The 17,416-nt window shown below is 59.5% G+C and carries 14 protein-coding genes; 3 read left to right on the forward strand and 11 right to left on the reverse strand.

Annotation, left to right across the window (positions count from 1 at the left end; genetic code table 11):
- Positions 1–1,095 carry a glycerol dehydrogenase gene (locus tag AC4LF3_RS03885; protein WP_491834811.1) on the reverse strand — a complete coding sequence of 365 codons (1,095 nt, stop codon included), beginning with the start codon at positions 1,093–1,095 and terminating at the stop codon, positions 1–3.
- Between the two features lie 140 nt (positions 1,096–1,235).
- Complete coding sequence (locus AC4LF3_RS03890; protein WP_491834812.1) at positions 1,236–2,288, reverse strand: MBL fold metallo-hydrolase; 1,053 nt, start codon at positions 2,286–2,288, stop codon at positions 1,236–1,238.
- Between the two features lie 120 nt (positions 2,289–2,408).
- Between AC4LF3_RS03890 and AC4LF3_RS03895 the strand changes: the two genes are divergently transcribed.
- Positions 2,409–3,020 carry a pseudouridine synthase gene (locus tag AC4LF3_RS03895; protein WP_010797128.1) on the forward strand — a complete coding sequence of 204 codons (612 nt, stop codon included), beginning with the start codon at positions 2,409–2,411 and terminating at the stop codon, positions 3,018–3,020.
- 26 nt (positions 3,021–3,046) lie between these two features.
- On the opposite strand, the gene AC4LF3_RS03900 is transcribed toward AC4LF3_RS03895, so the two are convergent.
- From AC4LF3_RS03900 to AC4LF3_RS03920, 5 genes are all read right to left on the reverse strand, one after another.
- Positions 3,047–3,439, reverse strand: a complete 393-nt coding sequence (locus tag AC4LF3_RS03900; RefSeq protein ID WP_125887203.1) for a globin — start codon at positions 3,437–3,439, stop codon at positions 3,047–3,049.
- 168 nt (positions 3,440–3,607) lie between these two features.
- Positions 3,608–4,870: a c-type cytochrome gene (locus tag AC4LF3_RS03905; protein ID WP_491834813.1), complete on the reverse strand. Its 1,263-nt coding sequence runs from the start codon at positions 4,868–4,870 to the stop codon at positions 3,608–3,610.
- Positions 4,871–4,879: 9 nt separating this feature from the next.
- Positions 4,880–7,081 (reverse strand): xanthine dehydrogenase family protein molybdopterin-binding subunit, encoded by a 2,202-nt coding sequence (locus AC4LF3_RS03910; RefSeq protein ID WP_491834814.1) that lies wholly within the window; start codon positions 7,079–7,081, stop codon positions 4,880–4,882.
- A 14-nt stretch (positions 7,082–7,095) separates the two neighbouring features.
- Positions 7,096–7,551 (reverse strand): (2Fe-2S)-binding protein, encoded by a 456-nt coding sequence (locus AC4LF3_RS03915; RefSeq protein WP_010797132.1) that lies wholly within the window; start codon positions 7,549–7,551, stop codon positions 7,096–7,098.
- A 257-nt stretch (positions 7,552–7,808) separates the two neighbouring features.
- A complete protein-coding gene (locus tag AC4LF3_RS03920) occupies positions 7,809–8,288 on the reverse strand; it encodes an Lrp/AsnC family transcriptional regulator (RefSeq protein ID WP_010797133.1) in 480 nt (159 codons plus the stop codon).
- Positions 8,289–8,736: 448 nt separating this feature from the next.
- Here AC4LF3_RS03920 and AC4LF3_RS03925 point away from each other — a divergent pair, with 448 nt between their 5' ends.
- Complete coding sequence (locus AC4LF3_RS03925; protein ID WP_010797134.1) at positions 8,737–9,840, forward strand: DUF6515 family protein; 1,104 nt, start codon at positions 8,737–8,739, stop codon at positions 9,838–9,840.
- A gap of 48 nt (positions 9,841–9,888) precedes the next feature.
- Here AC4LF3_RS03925 and AC4LF3_RS03930 read toward each other — a convergent pair whose 3' ends face one another.
- Positions 9,889–10,800, reverse strand: coding sequence for a cation diffusion facilitator family transporter (locus tag AC4LF3_RS03930; protein ID WP_074822960.1), 912 nt, complete (start codon positions 10,798–10,800; stop codon positions 9,889–9,891).
- Positions 10,801–10,806: 6 nt separating this feature from the next.
- Positions 10,807–11,226, reverse strand: coding sequence for a polyribonucleotide nucleotidyltransferase (locus AC4LF3_RS03935; protein WP_491834815.1), 420 nt, complete (start codon positions 11,224–11,226; stop codon positions 10,807–10,809).
- A gap of 115 nt (positions 11,227–11,341) precedes the next feature.
- Between AC4LF3_RS03935 and hrpB the strand changes: the two genes are divergently transcribed.
- Positions 11,342–13,852, forward strand: coding sequence for an ATP-dependent helicase HrpB (gene hrpB, locus AC4LF3_RS03940; RefSeq protein ID WP_491834816.1), 2,511 nt, complete (start codon positions 11,342–11,344; stop codon positions 13,850–13,852).
- Between the two features lie 17 nt (positions 13,853–13,869).
- Here hrpB and AC4LF3_RS03945 read toward each other — a convergent pair whose 3' ends face one another.
- Together AC4LF3_RS03945 and betT are read right to left on the reverse strand one after the other, a co-directional pair.
- Positions 13,870–14,949 (reverse strand): AbrB family transcriptional regulator, encoded by a 1,080-nt coding sequence (locus AC4LF3_RS03945; RefSeq protein WP_491834817.1) that lies wholly within the window; start codon positions 14,947–14,949, stop codon positions 13,870–13,872.
- 447 nt (positions 14,950–15,396) lie between these two features.
- Positions 15,397–17,394, reverse strand: coding sequence for a choline BCCT transporter BetT (gene betT, locus AC4LF3_RS03950; RefSeq protein WP_010797139.1), 1,998 nt, complete (start codon positions 17,392–17,394; stop codon positions 15,397–15,399).
- Positions 17,395–17,416: the final 22 nt, after the last annotated feature.

Raw genomic sequence — 17,416 nt, forward strand, 5'->3', positions numbered from 1 at the left:
TCAGGCCTGCTTGCGAAAACGTCCCTCGGCGTCGGCTGTCTTCATGGCGGCAACTACCGAAAGCGGATCGACCCTGAAGGGCTCGTTGTGAATGGTTTCCCCTTCCGCGCAGGCCAGTTCCGCAGCCTTGAGCAGGTCTGCATCAGACGCATTGGCCAGACCGATATCTGCCAGAGTAAGCGGCAAGCCGATTCGCTGACTGAACGTGAAGGCTTCATCAATGATGGCAGGCTTGCGGCCACTCAGGATCAACATGGTCAATACGCCAAACGCAACCTTCTCGCCGTGCCAGTAGCTGTGGGTCTGGGCCAGGGCGGTGAAGCCATTGTGAATCGCATGAGCAGCTGCCAGGCCGCCGCTTTCGAAGCCTAGTCCGGAAAGCAGGGTATTGGCTTCGACGATATGCTCCAGGGCTGGCGTGACGACCTGTTGCTGACAGGCATGCAGTGCGAGTGGGCCGTATTCCAGAAGCGTGTCATAGCACAGGCGTGCCAGGGCATAGGCGGTGAGAGGGCCGGGTCTTCCTGTCATGTTGCCAGCGCCGCGGATACGGCAGTCTTCTGCCTCGAACCAGGTCGCCATGGCGTCGCCCATTCCTGATACCAGAAAGCGCGCAGGGGCCTGGGCAATGATACCGGTGTCTACCAGTACAAGATCCGGGTTTCGCGGCAGAAACAGGTAGCGCTTGAAAGCACCTTCTGCGGTATAGATTACTGAAAGCGCACTGCATGGAGCATCGGTAGAGGCCAGGGTAGGCACAACGGCCACAGGTATGTTCAGTTCGTGGGCCAGCGCCTTGGCGGTGTCGAGTGATTTGCCACCACCGATCCCGACGATGGAGTCAGGCAGGTGCTGACGCGCCACCCCAGCCAGCCGTGCGACTTCCTCGTCGCTGCACTCGCCGTTGAAGCGGATACGCTGGCATTCGAGCTGATGCTGACAGGCCTTGTCGAGCGCTGCCCCCAGATGGTCGTCGGCAAAGGGGTCAAGAAGGGCCAGGGTACGTTTACCGAAGCGTGCAAGCTCCTCACCCAAGTGGTTAAAGGCTCCGTTACCTTGAACATAGCGGGAAGGGAAAATCGCCGTCGTGAGCATGGGGCAGGCTCCTCTGAAGTGGATTAGCCTGACTATGGAGCGTTTGGGAGGGCGCGCTATTGTCCTGAATCAACGCTGTTGGCATCAGCGTCTATCGCTGGATGAAAGGCGCGGAGGAGTTACCGCCGCGCCCTGGACTATCAGTGTCCAGCCGTGATGATGACGGGCACTGCCCAGCTCTCGCCAGGCAGCGGTGCGCGGAAGGCCTCTTCCGGCAGTCCTTGGGCTTCGCGCTCCTTGGCAAGGTCCTGGGGAGGCGCAAACTGGGCTTCGTCACTGAGCGGGAAGGTACCGAAGTGAATGCCCATGCTGGTGCTGGAGTGAAGAATCTTGTGTGCGGCTACTGCCTCCTGTGGATTCATGTGGCTCGACACCATGAACCAGCGTGGCTCATAGGCCCCGATAGACAAAGCCGAAAAGCGCATGGGACCGAAACGGTCGTGAATCCGTTGGAAGTGCCCGCCCCATGCGGTATCGCCGGGGAAGTAGACAGGACCGCTGGCGGACTCCAGTACAAAGCCGCCCCATAAGGTACGGTTGGTATCGAAGCGGGTGCGGGCCGACCAGTGCTGTGAAGGCACGATATGCAAGGTTACCTGCTGGTTCAGGGGCTGACTCTGCCACCAGTCCATCTCCGTTACAGTGCCAAAGCCGGCCTCCTTGCGGATCAACTCGGCGTTTCCCAGCAGCGTGACGACGGGCGTGAGCGGGTTGATCTCGGCGAGACGGCGAAGCGTTGCCAAGTCCATATGATCGTAATGGCTGTGGCTGACAAAGATCAGGTCAAGAGGTGGAAGCTTTTCCAATGCTACGCCTGGGTCATGGTAGCGCTTGGGACCTATGAAGCTGAACGGGCTAACTCGCTCGGACCAGACCGGGTCGGTCAGAATATTCAAGCCATGGTACTGAATGAGCAGGGTGGCATGGTTGATGTAGGTAACGCGCAGGTCATCGCCTGTCACGCGCTCGGGCAGCTCCTCCTGGCGCGGCGGAAGCGCCTGCCAGACCCACTCGGGACGCTCGCGGGTCAGCTGCCATTTGATCAGAGTCCAGAAACTCTTTTTGGTAAAGGGCTCCTGGTTGTAAAACTGCTGCCCGTCGAAGTGATCCGAAGGCGGGCCTTTGTATTCCGGGCCACCACAGCCTGCAATAGCGAGAAGGTTGACCAGCCAGAGGGAGCGAAAGATTCTCATGAAGGACTCACGTTGCCGGTAAGTGAAAATCGAGTGCCGGTTTTTCGGTACACTCGCGGATATCTTTTATCGTTGCACCGCGTTTTTAACGTGCCCGTGCCTCAAGTGCCAGTCTTCATCATGCCTCGTTCCTACCGCTCCCCTCAAACCCCGCGTCCTCGTCGTGTTGCCAAGGCCCCGCCGGCCGAGCCGCGGCTGATCTTGTTGAACAAGCCATTCGATGTGCTGACCCAGTTTTCCGATGGGGACGGGCGGGCTACGCTCAAGGACTTCGTTCCGATTCCAGGCATTTATCCGGCTGGGCGGTTAGATCGGGACAGCGAAGGGCTGCTCCTCCTGACCAATGACGGGCGCTTGCAATCGCGCATTGCCGACCCCAAGCACAAACTACCCAAGACCTATTGGGTTCAAGTGGAAGGCACCCCTACGGATGAGCAGATACAAACGCTGCGAACAGGCGTCGAGCTGAATGACGGACCGACGCTTCCCGCAGAGGTGCGCCTGTTGGAGGAGCCGGAACTATGGGAGAGAAACCCTCCCGTACGCTTTCGCAAGAGTGTTCCAACGGCCTGGCTGGAGCTGGTGATTCGTGAAGGCCGCAACCGGCAGGTACGTCGCATGACGGCAGCCGTCGGCCTGCCTACATTGCGCCTGGTGCGAGTACGCATCGGCCCTTGGGCGTTGGAGGGTATGGCGCCGGGTGAATGGCGCGAGGTGCCGGCGCGGCTGTAACCACGCCAGCGGATCGACTGTAGCAATCAGTAATGTGACGTGATAACCGCGATGCCTTCGTTCAACACGTCCCGCCAGGCTTTGAGCGTCTCGTCCGTGCATTGCGGGTCGTGGCTTGAAATGGTGGCGAGCAAGGTATCGACCCAGATGCCGTAGAGTTCCGGGCGAATATCCATCTGATGGCGGCAATGGGTTTCGCCCAGTGCGCGCAACTTGGTATCCGGCATTCCGCGCGCCACCATGACCAGGTTCATGATGCCCTGTCGCAAGAGCTGCTTTTGGGCCTGCATGTTGGTATTGACGAACTTCTCGCGGATCAGCGGCGAGCTGGCAAGAAAGCGGGTATAGAAGTCATCGAAAAAGTCAGCGCTGGCGCAGCAGCGGCCGTAGCTCTGCATCACCTGGTCGGCGGGTTTCATGGCAAGTCCTTGCGAGTGTTTCGTCCACGTTTGTGGGTACAGCGGATGGGGAGCGAAGTGTAAACGGGTGGCAAGCCTATCAGGTTAAGACAATAGTCTTAAAGGCCTTTTGATATGGAGGGTTATTGGCCGTGCCCCTGTATGAGGCACGGCCGGCAGGTGAATGGCTTATTCGGGGTGACGACGCTTCTCGATCTCGTCAGCCGTCATCTCGCCCTGGGCATGGCCGAAGTGCTCCAAGACAAAATTGGTGACCGCCGCCAGCTCCTGGTTGGAATACCCGCGGGCAAACCCCGGCATGAAGTGATCGCCATGGGGATTTTCCAGCTTGTCTCCTCCCAGCAGGACCTGCACCAGATTGGTTGCCTCTGGATCGTTCACCGTGCGCAGGCCACTAAGCGCGGCAAAGGTGCTCTGCCGGCCCGAACCATCCCACAGGTGACAGCTGACGCAGGCGTCGGCAAACACCTTCTGGCCCAGCGGGTTGTTTCCTTTGGCCGGTGCGTCAGATGACAGTGCCTTGGGCTCCGGTCGCATCAATCCATACGGCTGACTGGGGACCGACTTCAAGTACACCACCATGGCGCGGATATCCTCAGGCGTCAGGAAGCGCAGGCTGTGATTGACGGCTTCGGCCATGGGACCAGCCGCAACGCCATACCCTTCGGCATGGCCTGTAGACAGGTAAGAGGCCAGGGCCTCGTCCGGCCAGGCACCGATGCCGGTCTTCTGGTCACCGCTAATGTTGTAGGCCTTCCAGCCCTGGATCACCGCGCCACCCAGGTTTCGTGAGCTGTCACGCGCCTGGAAGATGTTACGGGGGGTATGACATTCGCCACAGTGCCCCGCACCTTCCACCAGATACGCACCGCGGTTCCATTCAGCCGACTGGCTCGGGTCCGGCTCGAAGCGCTCGTTCGGGTTGAACATCATGTTCCAGAACATCATTCCCCAGCGTTGGTTGAAGGGGAAGCTGATGTCATTTTCCTTGTTCGGCTGCCTGATGGGCTCCAGGCTGAACAGATACGCCTTGATCGCCAGAATATCTTCCCGCGACATCAGCGTGTAAGACGTATAGGGAAAGGCTGGATAGTAGTGCTTGCCGTCCTTGCCGACGCCTTCCTGCATGGCGCTGACAAAGTCGTCATCGCTCCAGGTGCCGATCCCGGTTTCCTTGTCCGGCGTGATGTTGGGGGAATACAGCATACCGAACGGCAGCTTGAAACCACGACCGCCAGCGAATGGTTTACCGCCGTTCTCGTCAAGGTGACAGGCCACGCAGTCAGCTGCACGGGCCAGGTATTCGCCGCGCTGGACCGTGGCCTCGTCAGCAGCCTGGACAGACAGCGTTGTGAGGGCCAGCGCTACAGGCGCCACGCTGCTCAACACCGTACGCGTCATGGTGCCCCAGATAGAAGTGAAACGATTCATAGGAGCTCCTTAAGCCACGTGGTAACCGGCGCGAACTACCGGCAGACGACGAAGGCGCTTGCCGGTTGCCGCATACAGAGCATTGACCAGAGCCGGTGCAATCATGGCGGTACCGGCCTCTCCAATCCCGCCAGGTATTTCATGGCTTGGAATGATGTGCGTCTCGACCGGTGGGGCATCGCTCATGCGCAGCTGCCGGTAGTCGTGGAAGTTGCTCTGTTCCACATGTCCATCCTTGACGGTGATCTCGTTATAGAGCGCAGCAGACAGGCCAAACAGCGTGCCTCCCTCCAGCTGAGAGTGAACAGAGGTCGGATTGGTTACCTCGCCGCAATCTGCAATACAGATCAGGCGGGTGATGTGGATGCCGTTCTGCGCGTCGACCTGCATTTCCACTACGGTAGCGAGGTAGCTGCCAAAGACTTCCTGTACGGCAATTCCCCGACCATGGCCCGCTGGCAGTTTCTGGCTCCAGTTGGCTTTTTCGGCGGCAAGCTTGAGTACCGCCTGCGCACGGGGATGCTCGCCGAGCAGCTTCATCCGGTAATCGACCGGGTCCTGCTTGGCTGCGTAGGCCAGCTCATCGATAAAGCTTTCCATCACATAGGCGCCATGCAGCGGGCCTACCCCACGCCACCAGGAGTTGAGAATGGCCTTGGGCGCTTCAGGGACGTAACGGACTCTGAGGTTTGGAAGCGAGTAGACGGGTTTGTTGGAAACCTCTACTGCGTCGGCATCCAGCCCATTGGGTGGTACGGCGGCTGGCGCAAACCGCGCCATGACCGAGGCCCCGACAATGGTATGCGACCAGCCCACTGGCATGCCGTTGGCATCCAGGCCTGCGCTGAAGCGGTCGATATAATGAGGACGGTACAGGTCATGGGCGGTGTCTTCTTCACGCGTCCAGACCAGCTTGATGGGGTAGTCGACCTGCTTGGCTATGGCTGCGGCCTGACCGATGAAGTCCGCCTCCAGGCGACGGCCAAAGCCTCCACCGATGAGCTGGTTGTTGACGATGATCTTTTCCGGCGGCAGGCCGGTTGCCTTGGCAGCCGCCTGTTGGGCCATAACCGGCACTTGGGTGCCGACCCATAGTTCACAGGCATTTTCGCGGACCTGGGCCACACAGGTCATGGGCTCCAGCGTGGCGTGAGCCAGGAAGGGCATCTCGTATTCCGCCTCGATCTTGCTGGACGCACCGGCAATGGCCTTGTTGATGTCGCCAACCTCGGCGGCAATGGCGCCTTCGCGATCAAAGGCTGTATGCAGGGCGCGTTCGATCTGGGCGGAGTCGATACCGGCGTTTGGGCCCAGATCCCATTGGATCTCCAGCGCTTTCAAGCCTTTAAGGGCTGCCCACATGTGGTCGCCGATCACGGCAACGGCATTATCCAGCTTGATCACATCCCTGACACCGGGAACCGCACGAGCGTGACGGTCGTCCACTGAGGCAAGCGTGCCACCTACGACCGGACAGGCGCTGACAGTAGCGATCTTCATGCCTGGCACGTGCAGGTCGATGGTGAACTTGGCTGAGCCTTCTACTTTGCCAGGCGTATCAAGGCGACGCAGCGGCTGGCCGATGACCTTGTAGTCTTCCGGCTTTTTGAGCGGGACGTTTTCCGGAACGGGCAGTTTGGCAGCTGCATCCACCAGCGCGCCGTAGGCCAGTTCGCGATTGCCAGGGCCGATGATCTTGCCATTTTCGGCGCGGCATTCATCCGGCGACACCTTCCATTGGTTGGCCGCGGCCTGGATCAGCATTACGCGGGCCGCCGCAGCGGCTTCCCGCAGGGGTTGCCAGTTGCTGCGAGTCGATGAGGAACCGCCGGTGGCCTGAAAGCCCAGAAGCTTGTCCCCATACAATTTTTCGTCTGGCGGTGCTTCCTGCACCCTGACCTGATCCAGAGTAACGTTCAACTCTTCGGCTACCATCATGGCAAAACCGGTCTGTACACCCTGGCCCATTTCGATCTTGGGCGAAATCAGCGTGATCTGCCCATCGTGGCCTATCCGAAGAAACGCTCCCAAGGCCGTAGGGGTGTCCAGCGGTGCGTCTTCTGGCCCTTTGTTGACATACTGTTCGGCATAGCTGCGGCGGGAAAAAGGCAGTGCGGTTGCCAACAGCAAACCACCTGCGGCGATACCACTGGCCTGAAGCAGCTTGCGGCGCGACAGGCTTATGGCCTGCGCCGATACATTCTTGGTCATGGAGTGTGCTCCGCTCAGGCCTGGGAAACGCTTTTGATCGCGCCGCGGATACGGGTATAGGTACAGCAGCGGCAGATATTGCCGGACATGCCCGCATCGATTTCAGCATCGCCTGCGTTCGGGTGCTGGGACAGCAGCGCCACGGCCGACATGATCTGGCCGGACTGGCAATAGCCGCACTGCACGACTTCATGCTCAAGCCAGGCATCCTGCACTTTCTTGCCCAGGTCGGACTCGCCCACGGCTTCGATGGTCACGATCTTCTGGCCTTGTGCAATGTTGCTCACAGGCAAGACGCAGGCGCGAACAGCCGTACCGTCCAGATGCACCGTGCAAGCGCCACACTGTGCGATCCCGCAGCCGTACTTGGTGCCGGTCATTCCCAGCACGTCACGTAGAACCCAAAGCAGGGGCATGTCGTCGGGGACGTCGACTTGATGGTCGGCCCCGTTGATGTTGAGCGTAAGCATTGCAACCTCATGAGCACGGTAGGACAGTCGACTCGTCATGCCGGAACGCCGTCAGGCAAGGTCATGCCGACGGGAAGGGCTGCGAGTCGATCGTTGGTTTATTCAGGACAGAATGAGCGGTGCTTCATTCCGTGCCCTTGGAAAAATTTAGATAAATAAATCTGATTTATCCATCTTCTGGCAAGAAACACCAGCATCGGCATCGAATTCGTGCAAATCCGCGGCCTCAGACAGGTCCATGTAAATCGAGACGATACTCAGCCACGCAGGTGCTCAAGCGGCAGCTCGGTACTGGAGATGACCTGGTTGAGAACGAAGCTTGAGCGCACGCTCGAAACGCCTTCTATACGGGTCAGGGTGCCCAGCAACAGTTTCTGGTAGTGGTCCATATCCGGAACGACCACCTTGAGCTGATAGTCCGCATCCATGCCGGTCACCAGGCTGCATTCCAGCACCTCAGGGCACTGCCGAATGATCGACTGGAAATGCTCGAAGCGTTCAGGGGTATGCCGGTCCATGCCGATCAGTACGAAAACTGTCAGGCTAAGGCCCAGTTTCTTGCGGTCGAGCAGGGCAACCTGACGATTAATGTAACCATCATCTTCCAGCTGCTTGACCCGTCGTGAGCAGGGCGAAGGAGACAGGCCGATGCGCTCTGCCAGTTCCTGGTTCGAGATGCGTGCATCACGCTGGAGTTCGGCAAGAATACGTAAGTCGTAGCGGTCTAGTTTGTCCATTTTGAAACCAATCCTTTGGAAAATTGCGTTTAAAAGGTTTTTTTAGTGTTCTGTTGCTTAAACGGTAGAGGATATAGCAAAAAACGCAAACTTTGGTCGGTGCAACAGGGCTAAGCTGAACTCATTACTTCGATGGCCCGGACGAACAGTCCAACGGTGAGCTCCAGGAGGGCAAGCCGATAATGCCGCCGACCTATCAGGTCGTGCCGCTCCCGGGCCACTCACCGCCCAAAAGGCTGTGTGATCGCAGCAGTCGCCAAAAGCGACTCAGAGGACAGAATTCCGGAAGGGGGCGAAAGCCTCCTTTTTTGTGCGCCTGATAAAAGTGTACGCCTGTGCTCCGCCTATCCGTCAATGCTCGCCTCGCGCATACTCCTGGCTTAGATTGAGGATTCGACCGCCGCCTCGCCATTTTCGGAGCGACCGGCGGTAAGCAGGAGATAGGGTCATGAAGCGCCGCGGGCGTTTGACAGGTATCGGTCTGATAGTCGCATTGAGCGCAGGCCACGTGCTGGCAGGGCCTTTTGAGGCCGGACAGACGCAGTTCGGCAATCCGTCCGGCGGCGCTGCGCCTCAGCCTCAGGCGGGGCAGGGTCGCGTTGGAGATCACCCGGACTACTCGCCCTCTCGGGGAATGGATCCTAATGCCGGGCCTCGTCCGGGGGCGGGTCGCCCTATCGGGCAGGATGGCTCGCGCTGGCAGACCGGCAGTGGCCAGGATCTTCCCCATCAACGCTATGATTTTCCCCGGCGGCCTGTCGAGCGGGTCGATGAAAACGGTGTACGGTTTATTACCGCGCCTCCGCGAGAGGTCACAGGGCAGGCGAACCACTCCCGGGAAGACGGCTGGAATCGACCCGATGCCGTTCGGCGTGGCGATGAGCGTGCTCGTTGGGAGCAATCCGGGCCGAATGATCTGAATCGAGGCTGGGAAAATCAGCCCCGTGTCATTGATCATCCTGACTATGGGCCGTACGGCAACTGGAATCGCCCGCACAGGCACAACGACTTTGATCGTCGTGGTTGGGGACCAAACCCTGATTGGCGTCCCGGCTATGTGCTACGCCGCCCACCGCCTCGGTACACCCGTATCTGGCATCAACGCTATGAGTATTACTATTCCGACGGGTACTGGTACCGCCCACAAGGGTCGAGCTATGTCATCGTGACCCCGCCGCGCGGGGTGTATGTCAGCAACTTGCCTAACTATGCGCAAACTCTGGTGATCGGCGGGCTGACCTACTACTTTGCCGCTGGCACCTATTACCAGCCGCAACCGGAATACAACCGTTACATTGTCGTGGAGCCGCCTGTGCAAAACGGTGGCTATGCCATTAGCAGCAATGCCTTTGATGTCGCCATAACCCCTGCCTATGGTCAGACACAGGCCCAGATGGAGCAGGATCGTTATGACTGCCAGCGTTGGGCGGTCAGCGAGTCAGGTTTTGATCCATCCCGAGCAACCACTGCGCCACCGGCTGATGTGGCGGATCGTTATCGACGTTCGCTGGGCGCCTGCCTAAGTGGCAGGGGATATAACGTGACCTATTGAGGGGGGCCGTCTGCCTGTAATCTGATGAAGTCAGACGCCCTTGAGCCCTCAGTTCGGAGGCAGCGGATGCCGATGGGGGACATCGGGTGCATCCAGCGGGTCGGCATGTACCAGCACTTCGGCCTGCGGATACTCCGCCATGATCGCCGCTTCGGCCTCGTCGCACAGGCGATGGGCTTCGGACAGGGTCATTTCTCCCGGTAGCTCCAGATGCAGTTGGACGAACCAGTGGCTTCCCGAAATACGCGTGCGCAAATCATGAGCCCCCAAGACTTGGGGCACGCTGCACGCCAGCGTCAACATGTGCTCGCTGACTTCATAGGGCAATTCCTGATCCATCAGCACACTTAGCGAGTCGCGTGCGATTCCAATGGCACTCCAAAGGATATACAACGCAATACCCAGGCCAAAGATGGCATCCAGCTGATCCCAGCCGTAGCTGGCAGCAATCAGGGCAATCAGGATGCTGGTGTTGAGCAGAAGATCAGAGCGGTAATGCAGGGAGTCGGCGCGAATCACTGCGGACCCTGTAATCTGAATGACGTGCCGCTGTAGCATCAGCAGGCCCGCAGTCACAATCAATGAAACGATCATGACTGCAATGCCCAGCAGAGGCGTTCCCAGGGGTTCAGGTTCTTTCAGACGTCCGATGGCCTGCATGCCGATCAGGATTCCACTGGCGCCAATGAACAGGGCCTGGGTAATACCCGCCAACGACTCCGCCTTGCCATGACCATAACGGTGGTCGTCATCGGCAGGCTTTAAGGAATAGCGCACCGCCAGCAGGTTGAACAGGGAGGCCGCGCCATCGAGTACGGAGTCGGTCAGCCCGGCCAGCAGACTGACCGACCCGCTGAACCACCAGGCGATGGCCTTCACGGTAATGAGCAGGCCAGCCACTGCGAGTGAAGCAGTGGTGGCCAGGCGCAACAGCCTGGCGTGTTCGGTACGGCTTTTCATCAGGTGTTATGCCGCAGGGCGCAACCCAAAGGCGGCCAGTTGCTCAGGGCTGCCGCTGTGCTGAATCAGGCGTGGATCGGTCAGTGGCAGGGAGCGGCCGGTTTCCTGTTCGATAATGGCTTTAAGGCGCGCCTTGTCCACCTTGCCATCCGCGTCGATAGCCTGCTTGAGTTTTTCCGGGTCGACCGAGGCGTGCTGGTCGTTGGGCAGGTAGATGGCTCCGGACGTAAAATCAACACCGAACGCAATCAGGCCGGGAATGATATAGAACAGCAGGCCTACCGCATCCAGGATGGCAATGCCCGGGTCGATCTGGCCAGTAATTTGGCCGCGACGCTCAGGATAAAACAGCGTACCGCAGGCCGAAATCTGGGTCAGCACTGCTGCAGCAAGGGCGCCACAGATCAGGCGAGTGCGCATTGGCATAAACACCTCCATAGGTCAGGAAACCGCACTATAACCGGCGTTGCGAGAGGCCGGAAGCGGGCCGCTGGAGTCGTTATAATCAGCAGCCACCGTATATGACCACGTGCACAGCAGAATGACGCCATTACCCATCGATACCGTATTGCCTACCCTGCGCGCCGCCCTGGTCGAGCGCGACGAAGCTGTGCTGGAGGCACCTCCAGGTGCAGGCAAGACCACACGTGTACCGCTAGCGCTGCTGGATGAGCCTTGGCTAGCGGGTCAGCGGATTCTCATGCTGGAACCGCGGCGTTTGGCCGCTCGGGCAGCGGCGGAGCGGCTGGCAGCCGAGTATGGCGAACCGGTGGGCGAGACGGTGGGATACCGCATTCGCCTGGAAAGCAAGGTAGGGCCCAGGACACGGATCGAGGTCGTTACGGAAGGTATTCTTGCGCGTCGCCTGCAGGATGATCCTGCCCTCGAAGGCGTTGGCCTGGTCATTTTCGACGAATTTCACGAGCGAAGCCTGGACGCCGATTTGGCGCTGGCACTCACTCTGAATGGGCGTGAGCTCTTGCGTGACACTCCGCTCAAGGTCCTGGTCATGTCCGCAACCCTTGAGGGTGAGCGGCTTTCGGCCTTGCTGCAAGGGGCTCCGGTGGTGCGCAGCGAGGGGCGCATGTTTCCGGTGGAGATCAAATGGGGGCGGCCCACTTCGACAGACGAGCGCCTGGAGCCCAGGGTTGTTCAAACCATCCAGCAGGCACTGGATGAGCAGGACGGAAGCCTGCTCGTCTTTTTGCCGGGGCAGGCTGAAATCCGGCGGGTTCATGAATTGCTGGATGATGCGCTGGCTGGCAGGGTGGATATCCGGATCGCGCCGCTCTACGGTGAGCTTGATCTGGCTGCCCAGAGAGCAGCGATTGAGCCGGCACCGGCCGGTATTCGCAAGATTGTGCTGGCGACCAATATCGCCGAAACCAGTCTTACCATCGAAGGCGTTCGGCTGGTGGTAGATGCCGGACTTGCCCGGGAGCCCGCCTTCGATCCTGGCAGTGGCATGACGCGGCTAGCTACGCGACGCATCTCTCGCGCCTCGGCCACTCAGCGAGCGGGGCGGGCAGGACGTCTGGAGCCAGGGGTGTGCTATCGCTTGTGGTCGGAGACGCAGCATGACCAGCTACCCGCCTATGATTCACCGGAAATTCTGCAGGCTGATCTGGCGGGGCTTGCGCTTCAGCTGGCGCGCTGGGGCGCTGATGCAGATGAGCTGGTCTGGTTGGACAAACCTCCTACTGCGGCCCAGGCACAAGCTCAGGATCTGCTTGTGCGTCTGGGTGCGCTCAAGGCTGATCGAACGGCTCTGACAGCCCATGGACAGGCCATGAGCACCCTGCCGGCTCATCCGCGACTGGCTCATCTTCTGCTTCGGGGACAGGCCCTGGGGTTGGCGCCATTGGCGTGTGATCTGGCGGCTATTTTATCCGAGCGGGATATCGTGCGTGGCGAGGGTGCGGATATACAGACTCGCCTTGCGCTGCTGGCAGGCGAAGGGAAAGGGCCGCGAGGTGGTATCGCGCGAATTCGCCAGCTGGCAAGACAATTCAAGAGCTTGCTGCGTGGCGCTTCCGAAATGCCTGTGAGCGATCCGGATCATCCACGCTGGGTAGGGTGTCTGCTGGCTTTTGCTTACCCGGAGCGGGTCGCACACCAGCGCCGATCCGGCGGTGCAGAATATCGGCTGGCCAATGGCCGTGCGGCACTGTTTGCCGATGTCGATTCGCTGATGAAATCACCGTGGTTGGTGATTGCCGATCTTGGGAGCCGACAAGGGCAGCGTGAAGAGCGTATCTATCTGGCTGCCGAGCTTGATCCTGCCTTGTTTGAAGGGCCCCTAGCCGAGCAGGTATCGACCCATGAGGAGGTGGACTGGGACGAGCGGGAGGGCGTACTGCGCGCCGAACGGCAGGTGCGAATCGGTGAACTGGTCCTTTCCCGCGAACCCTTGAGTTCGCTAAGTGATGACGCGCGCAGCCGGGCATTACTGGGGCTAGTCAGGCGTAAAGGGCTTGAACTCCTGCCCTGGACACCGGAGCTGCGCCAGTGGCAGGCACGGGTCATGCTTCTGCGGCGGCTGGACCTGGAGCAGGGCGGTCTCAGCGAGTGGCCTGACGTGACCGATATGGCGCTGCTGGCAACGCTGGAGAACTGGCTGCTTCCATATCTGGGACGGGTGACTCGCCTGTCCCATTTCGCTCAGCTCGATCTGGGCGCCATCCTGCAGGGCTTGCTACCCTGGCCGCTACCAAGCCGCCTGGACGAGTTGGCGCCCCGCTCGATAGGGGTACCTTCGGGTTCCCGTATCCGGCTGGACTACACCGAGGAGCCGCCCGTGCTGGCCGTCAGGTTGCAGGAGATGTTCGGCTTGGCCGACACTCCTCGGATCGCCGGCGGACGGCTTGCTGTAAAGCTGCACCTGCTGTCCCCTGCGCAGCGCCCGGTGCAGGTTACCCAGGATCTGGCTAATTTCTGGCGCAGCACCTATGCCGAGGTAAAGAAGGATCTGAAAGGCCGCTATCCGAAGCACTATTGGCCGGATGACCCGCTCGTTGCGGAGGCGACCGCACGGGCCAAGCCTCGGCGTTAGTGCCGAGGCTGTATAGATCAGACTCGCGCCACGCGGGCGATCTGTTTGGCCAGGAACGGCCCGGATGCGATCACGCCAATCAAGCGCAAGGCCTGCATGGCCAGTACCAGCCCGACGTCCGCATGGCTGTCCACAGCGATGATCGCCATCGAGTCTAGGCCGCCAGGACTGGTTGCAAGGTAGGCGGACAAAAAGTCCTTGTTCATTAGATGAGCCAGGAAGAGGGCCGAAAGAGCGCACATGGCGATCAACATCAGCGAGGCCATGATCATCTTGGGCAGGGCTCGGGTGACATAGCGCACCGTGGTTTTATCGAACCGCAAGCCTACATAGCAGCCCATCGAGCCAAACGCGATGGCCAGCAACCAGTGGGGAAGGGTAATGGTTACCCAACCGTTGAGCTGCAGGACAGTGCCCAACGCAATAGGCACCATCAGGGCACCGGCCGGCAGGCGCTTGCCTAACCAGACGCCTACCACCACGACGGCCAGCGTAATTCCAAATGACTGCAGGGTGTTCCAGTCAAAGGTGATAGCGGCCGAGTGAGAGGCTGCTCCTGTACCTTCAGCCCCCAAAAAGCGGCCAACCAGGGCACTGATCACGACCACACAAACGACACGCACATACTGCATGGTTGCCACGATACGGGAGTCCGCTCCGTATTCTTCCGCCATGGCAACCATGGCGGAGGCCGCGCCGGGCGTAGTACCCCAGGCGGCGGTGGAGCCGGGTAAACCGCCGAAGCGAACCAGGATGACACCCACCAGCACGCTGAGCAGAACGGTAATGGCAGTGGCCAGCAGCATGACCGGCCAGTGCGTAGCGACCATAAGCAGAACGGCCGCTGTCATGGAGTGGGCGATCAGACAGCCCACCACGCCCTGGCTTAGCTGGAACAGTGGTTTGGGTAGACGGATCGTGGCCCCTTTGACGCCAAAGCAGATGGCGACCAGCATGGGCCCTAGGAACATGGCCGCAGGGATACCGGCGCGATCAAGGCAAAAGGAAGCCAGACTGGATACAACAACCAGGGCAGCCCACTGCAGGGCAGGATGTCGTGATGGCGGTGCTGCAGATGAAACAGGGGCGTGAGGCAATGACGTCCTCCTCAAGAGGTGGCAGCCACAGACGGCGTAGCCGCGCTAGAGCCTTATTATACGCGCCTTCCATCTAAAGTTTGATAGCAAGATAACTAACGAAGCGATCACGAATCGTAATGGCGGTCCTGAAGCAATCGCAGGCATTTTCGGATGTGTTTGCGGTACTCCTTGTAGCGAGGGCGTTATGACCGCGAAACAAGGCATCCTGATAATAATGCTTCGCTAAGGTCCGGGTCTTAGAGGGTCAGCCTGTTCTTGGCTTTGTTTAATCGGGTGGGTTGGACGTTCGATATCGGATTACCAAGGCATTTTCCCGGACCACTATGCCCCGGCTGTTAGAGTCGCAGCATTCGGGGCAAGAAGCATCATTCACCACTGCCATGCCCAGAAGGGCAACACCGGTATCCACCCAGGCCGCCGAGTGACGGCCCGGGTAAGTTGAGGTCAGCGGACCAGATGCAGGAACTGCAGGTGCCGCTCGTACTGGTCGAGCATGTCGTTGATGATTTGCTCCTTGGTGTAGCCCACCAGGTCATAATCCTGGCTGCCCTCAGCCAGATAGACCTCTGCACGGTAGTAGCGACGGTTTTTCAGGTGCAGCCCGCCCATACCGGCTCGGGCAAAGCTCGGTGTGAAATACCCCTGCATGATGACCCGATAGATAAAGGGATGCTGTTCGCCATGACCAACCTCAAGGCTCAGGTTGGCATTGGTAGGATCAAGCTCGGTCTGTACGGCCAACCCTTTTTCCCGGAATACCTCGGCCACTTCCTCAATCGCCGGGCGAACAATGGTGTCCATTACCCGATAGACCTCATCGCGCGACGGGAAGTGAACAGCCTTGGCAAGGCGCTGACGCCAGCCACCGCTGCGGCGTGGGTTGGCCTGGGATACCGGGGCCAGAGAATGTGATCGTGCCCGTTGCCGCTGCGATTCGGTGTAGAACGCCTTGTGCAGACCCCACATCATTAGCAAGGTTACTAGCGAGAAGGGTAGAGAGGTCAGGACCACCGCAGACTTCAGTGCATCCATGCTACCGGCGACCAGCAGCCCGCCCGTGACAAGGGCAGTAGCCGTTCCCCAGAAGACGCGCAGCCACTTGGGACCGTCTTCGTCCGCTTCGCCGCCTGTCGAGGACAGGGTCGACAGCACCACAGTGCCCGAATCCGCCGATGTCACGAAGAACACAAAGCTTACGAATACCGCCACCGCAATGACAATACGGCTTGCAGGATACGTTTCCAGGAGGTGATAAAGCGCCATGGACGGCTCGCGAATAGCCGTTTCGGCCAGGCTGGTCAGGTTGTGGTTTAGCACCTGATCCAGCGCACTGTTACCAAAGATGGACAACCACGCGAGGGTAAAGCCAAGCGGAATGAACAGTACGCCAAAGACGAATTCACGAATGGTACGGCCACGGGAAATTCGCGCGATGAACAGGCCTACAAAGGGTGCCCATGCGATCCACCAGGCCCAATAGAATACGGTCCAGCCGCCCAGCCAGTCGGACGGTTTGTCATAGGCATAAAGGTCAAAGCTCTTGGTGGGAACAGCGCCCAGATAATCGCCGATGTTCTGGATCAGCGTATTGAGCAGGTGCTGGGTCGGCCCGGCAAACAGGACAAACAACAGCAGACCGACCGCCAGGAGCATGTTGATATCGGACATGACGCGCACACCCTTGTCTACACCTGATACGGCAACAAGAATGGCGGCTCCCATCATCACGGCAATCAGCAGGGCTTGTACCCATTGGGTATGGGGTACACCGAACAGATAGTCCAAGCCCGAGTTGAGCTGAAGCACACCAAAGCCCATATCGGCGCCCAGGCCGAAAACGGTGGCAATGATGCCAAAGCAATCTACCGCATGGCCAATAGGGCCGTTGATGCGCTTGCCGATCAGCGGGTATAGCGCTGAACGTAAGGCCAAGGGCAGGTTATGGCGATAGGCGAAATAGGCCAATGCCATGGCAACGAGTGCAAAGACCCCCCAACCATGCAATCCCCAGTGCAGAAAGAGCAGTTGCATGGCCTGACGCGCAGCAGCCTGCGTGCCGCCTTCGCCTTGAGGGGGATGCATGAAATGCGTCAGGGGTTCTGACACGCAGAAAAAGAACAGGGTAATACTGATACCGGCTGCGAATAGCATGCCGGCCCATGAAAGGTAACTGAACTCAGGCTGATCGTGATCGGCGCCAAGCTTGATCTTGCCGTACCCTGAAAGGGCCGTGACGATGACAAAGACCAGATAAAGCGTCATGGCCAGTAGGTAGTACCAGCCTACCGTCTGTGAGGCCCATGTCTGAGCTTCCAGCAGCCAGGCTCCGGCGCGCTCGGGAAAGGCGATTACCACCAAAGCAAAGACCAGGATTGCTGTGGCCGCGCTGTAAAAGGCGGGCGGATTGAGTCGTACGTTACCGGATGGGGTCGTGCTGCTCATGGAGCATGTTCTCCTATAGGGC

The sequence above is a fragment of the Pseudomonas sp. C2.3V genome (assembly GCF_058536325.1).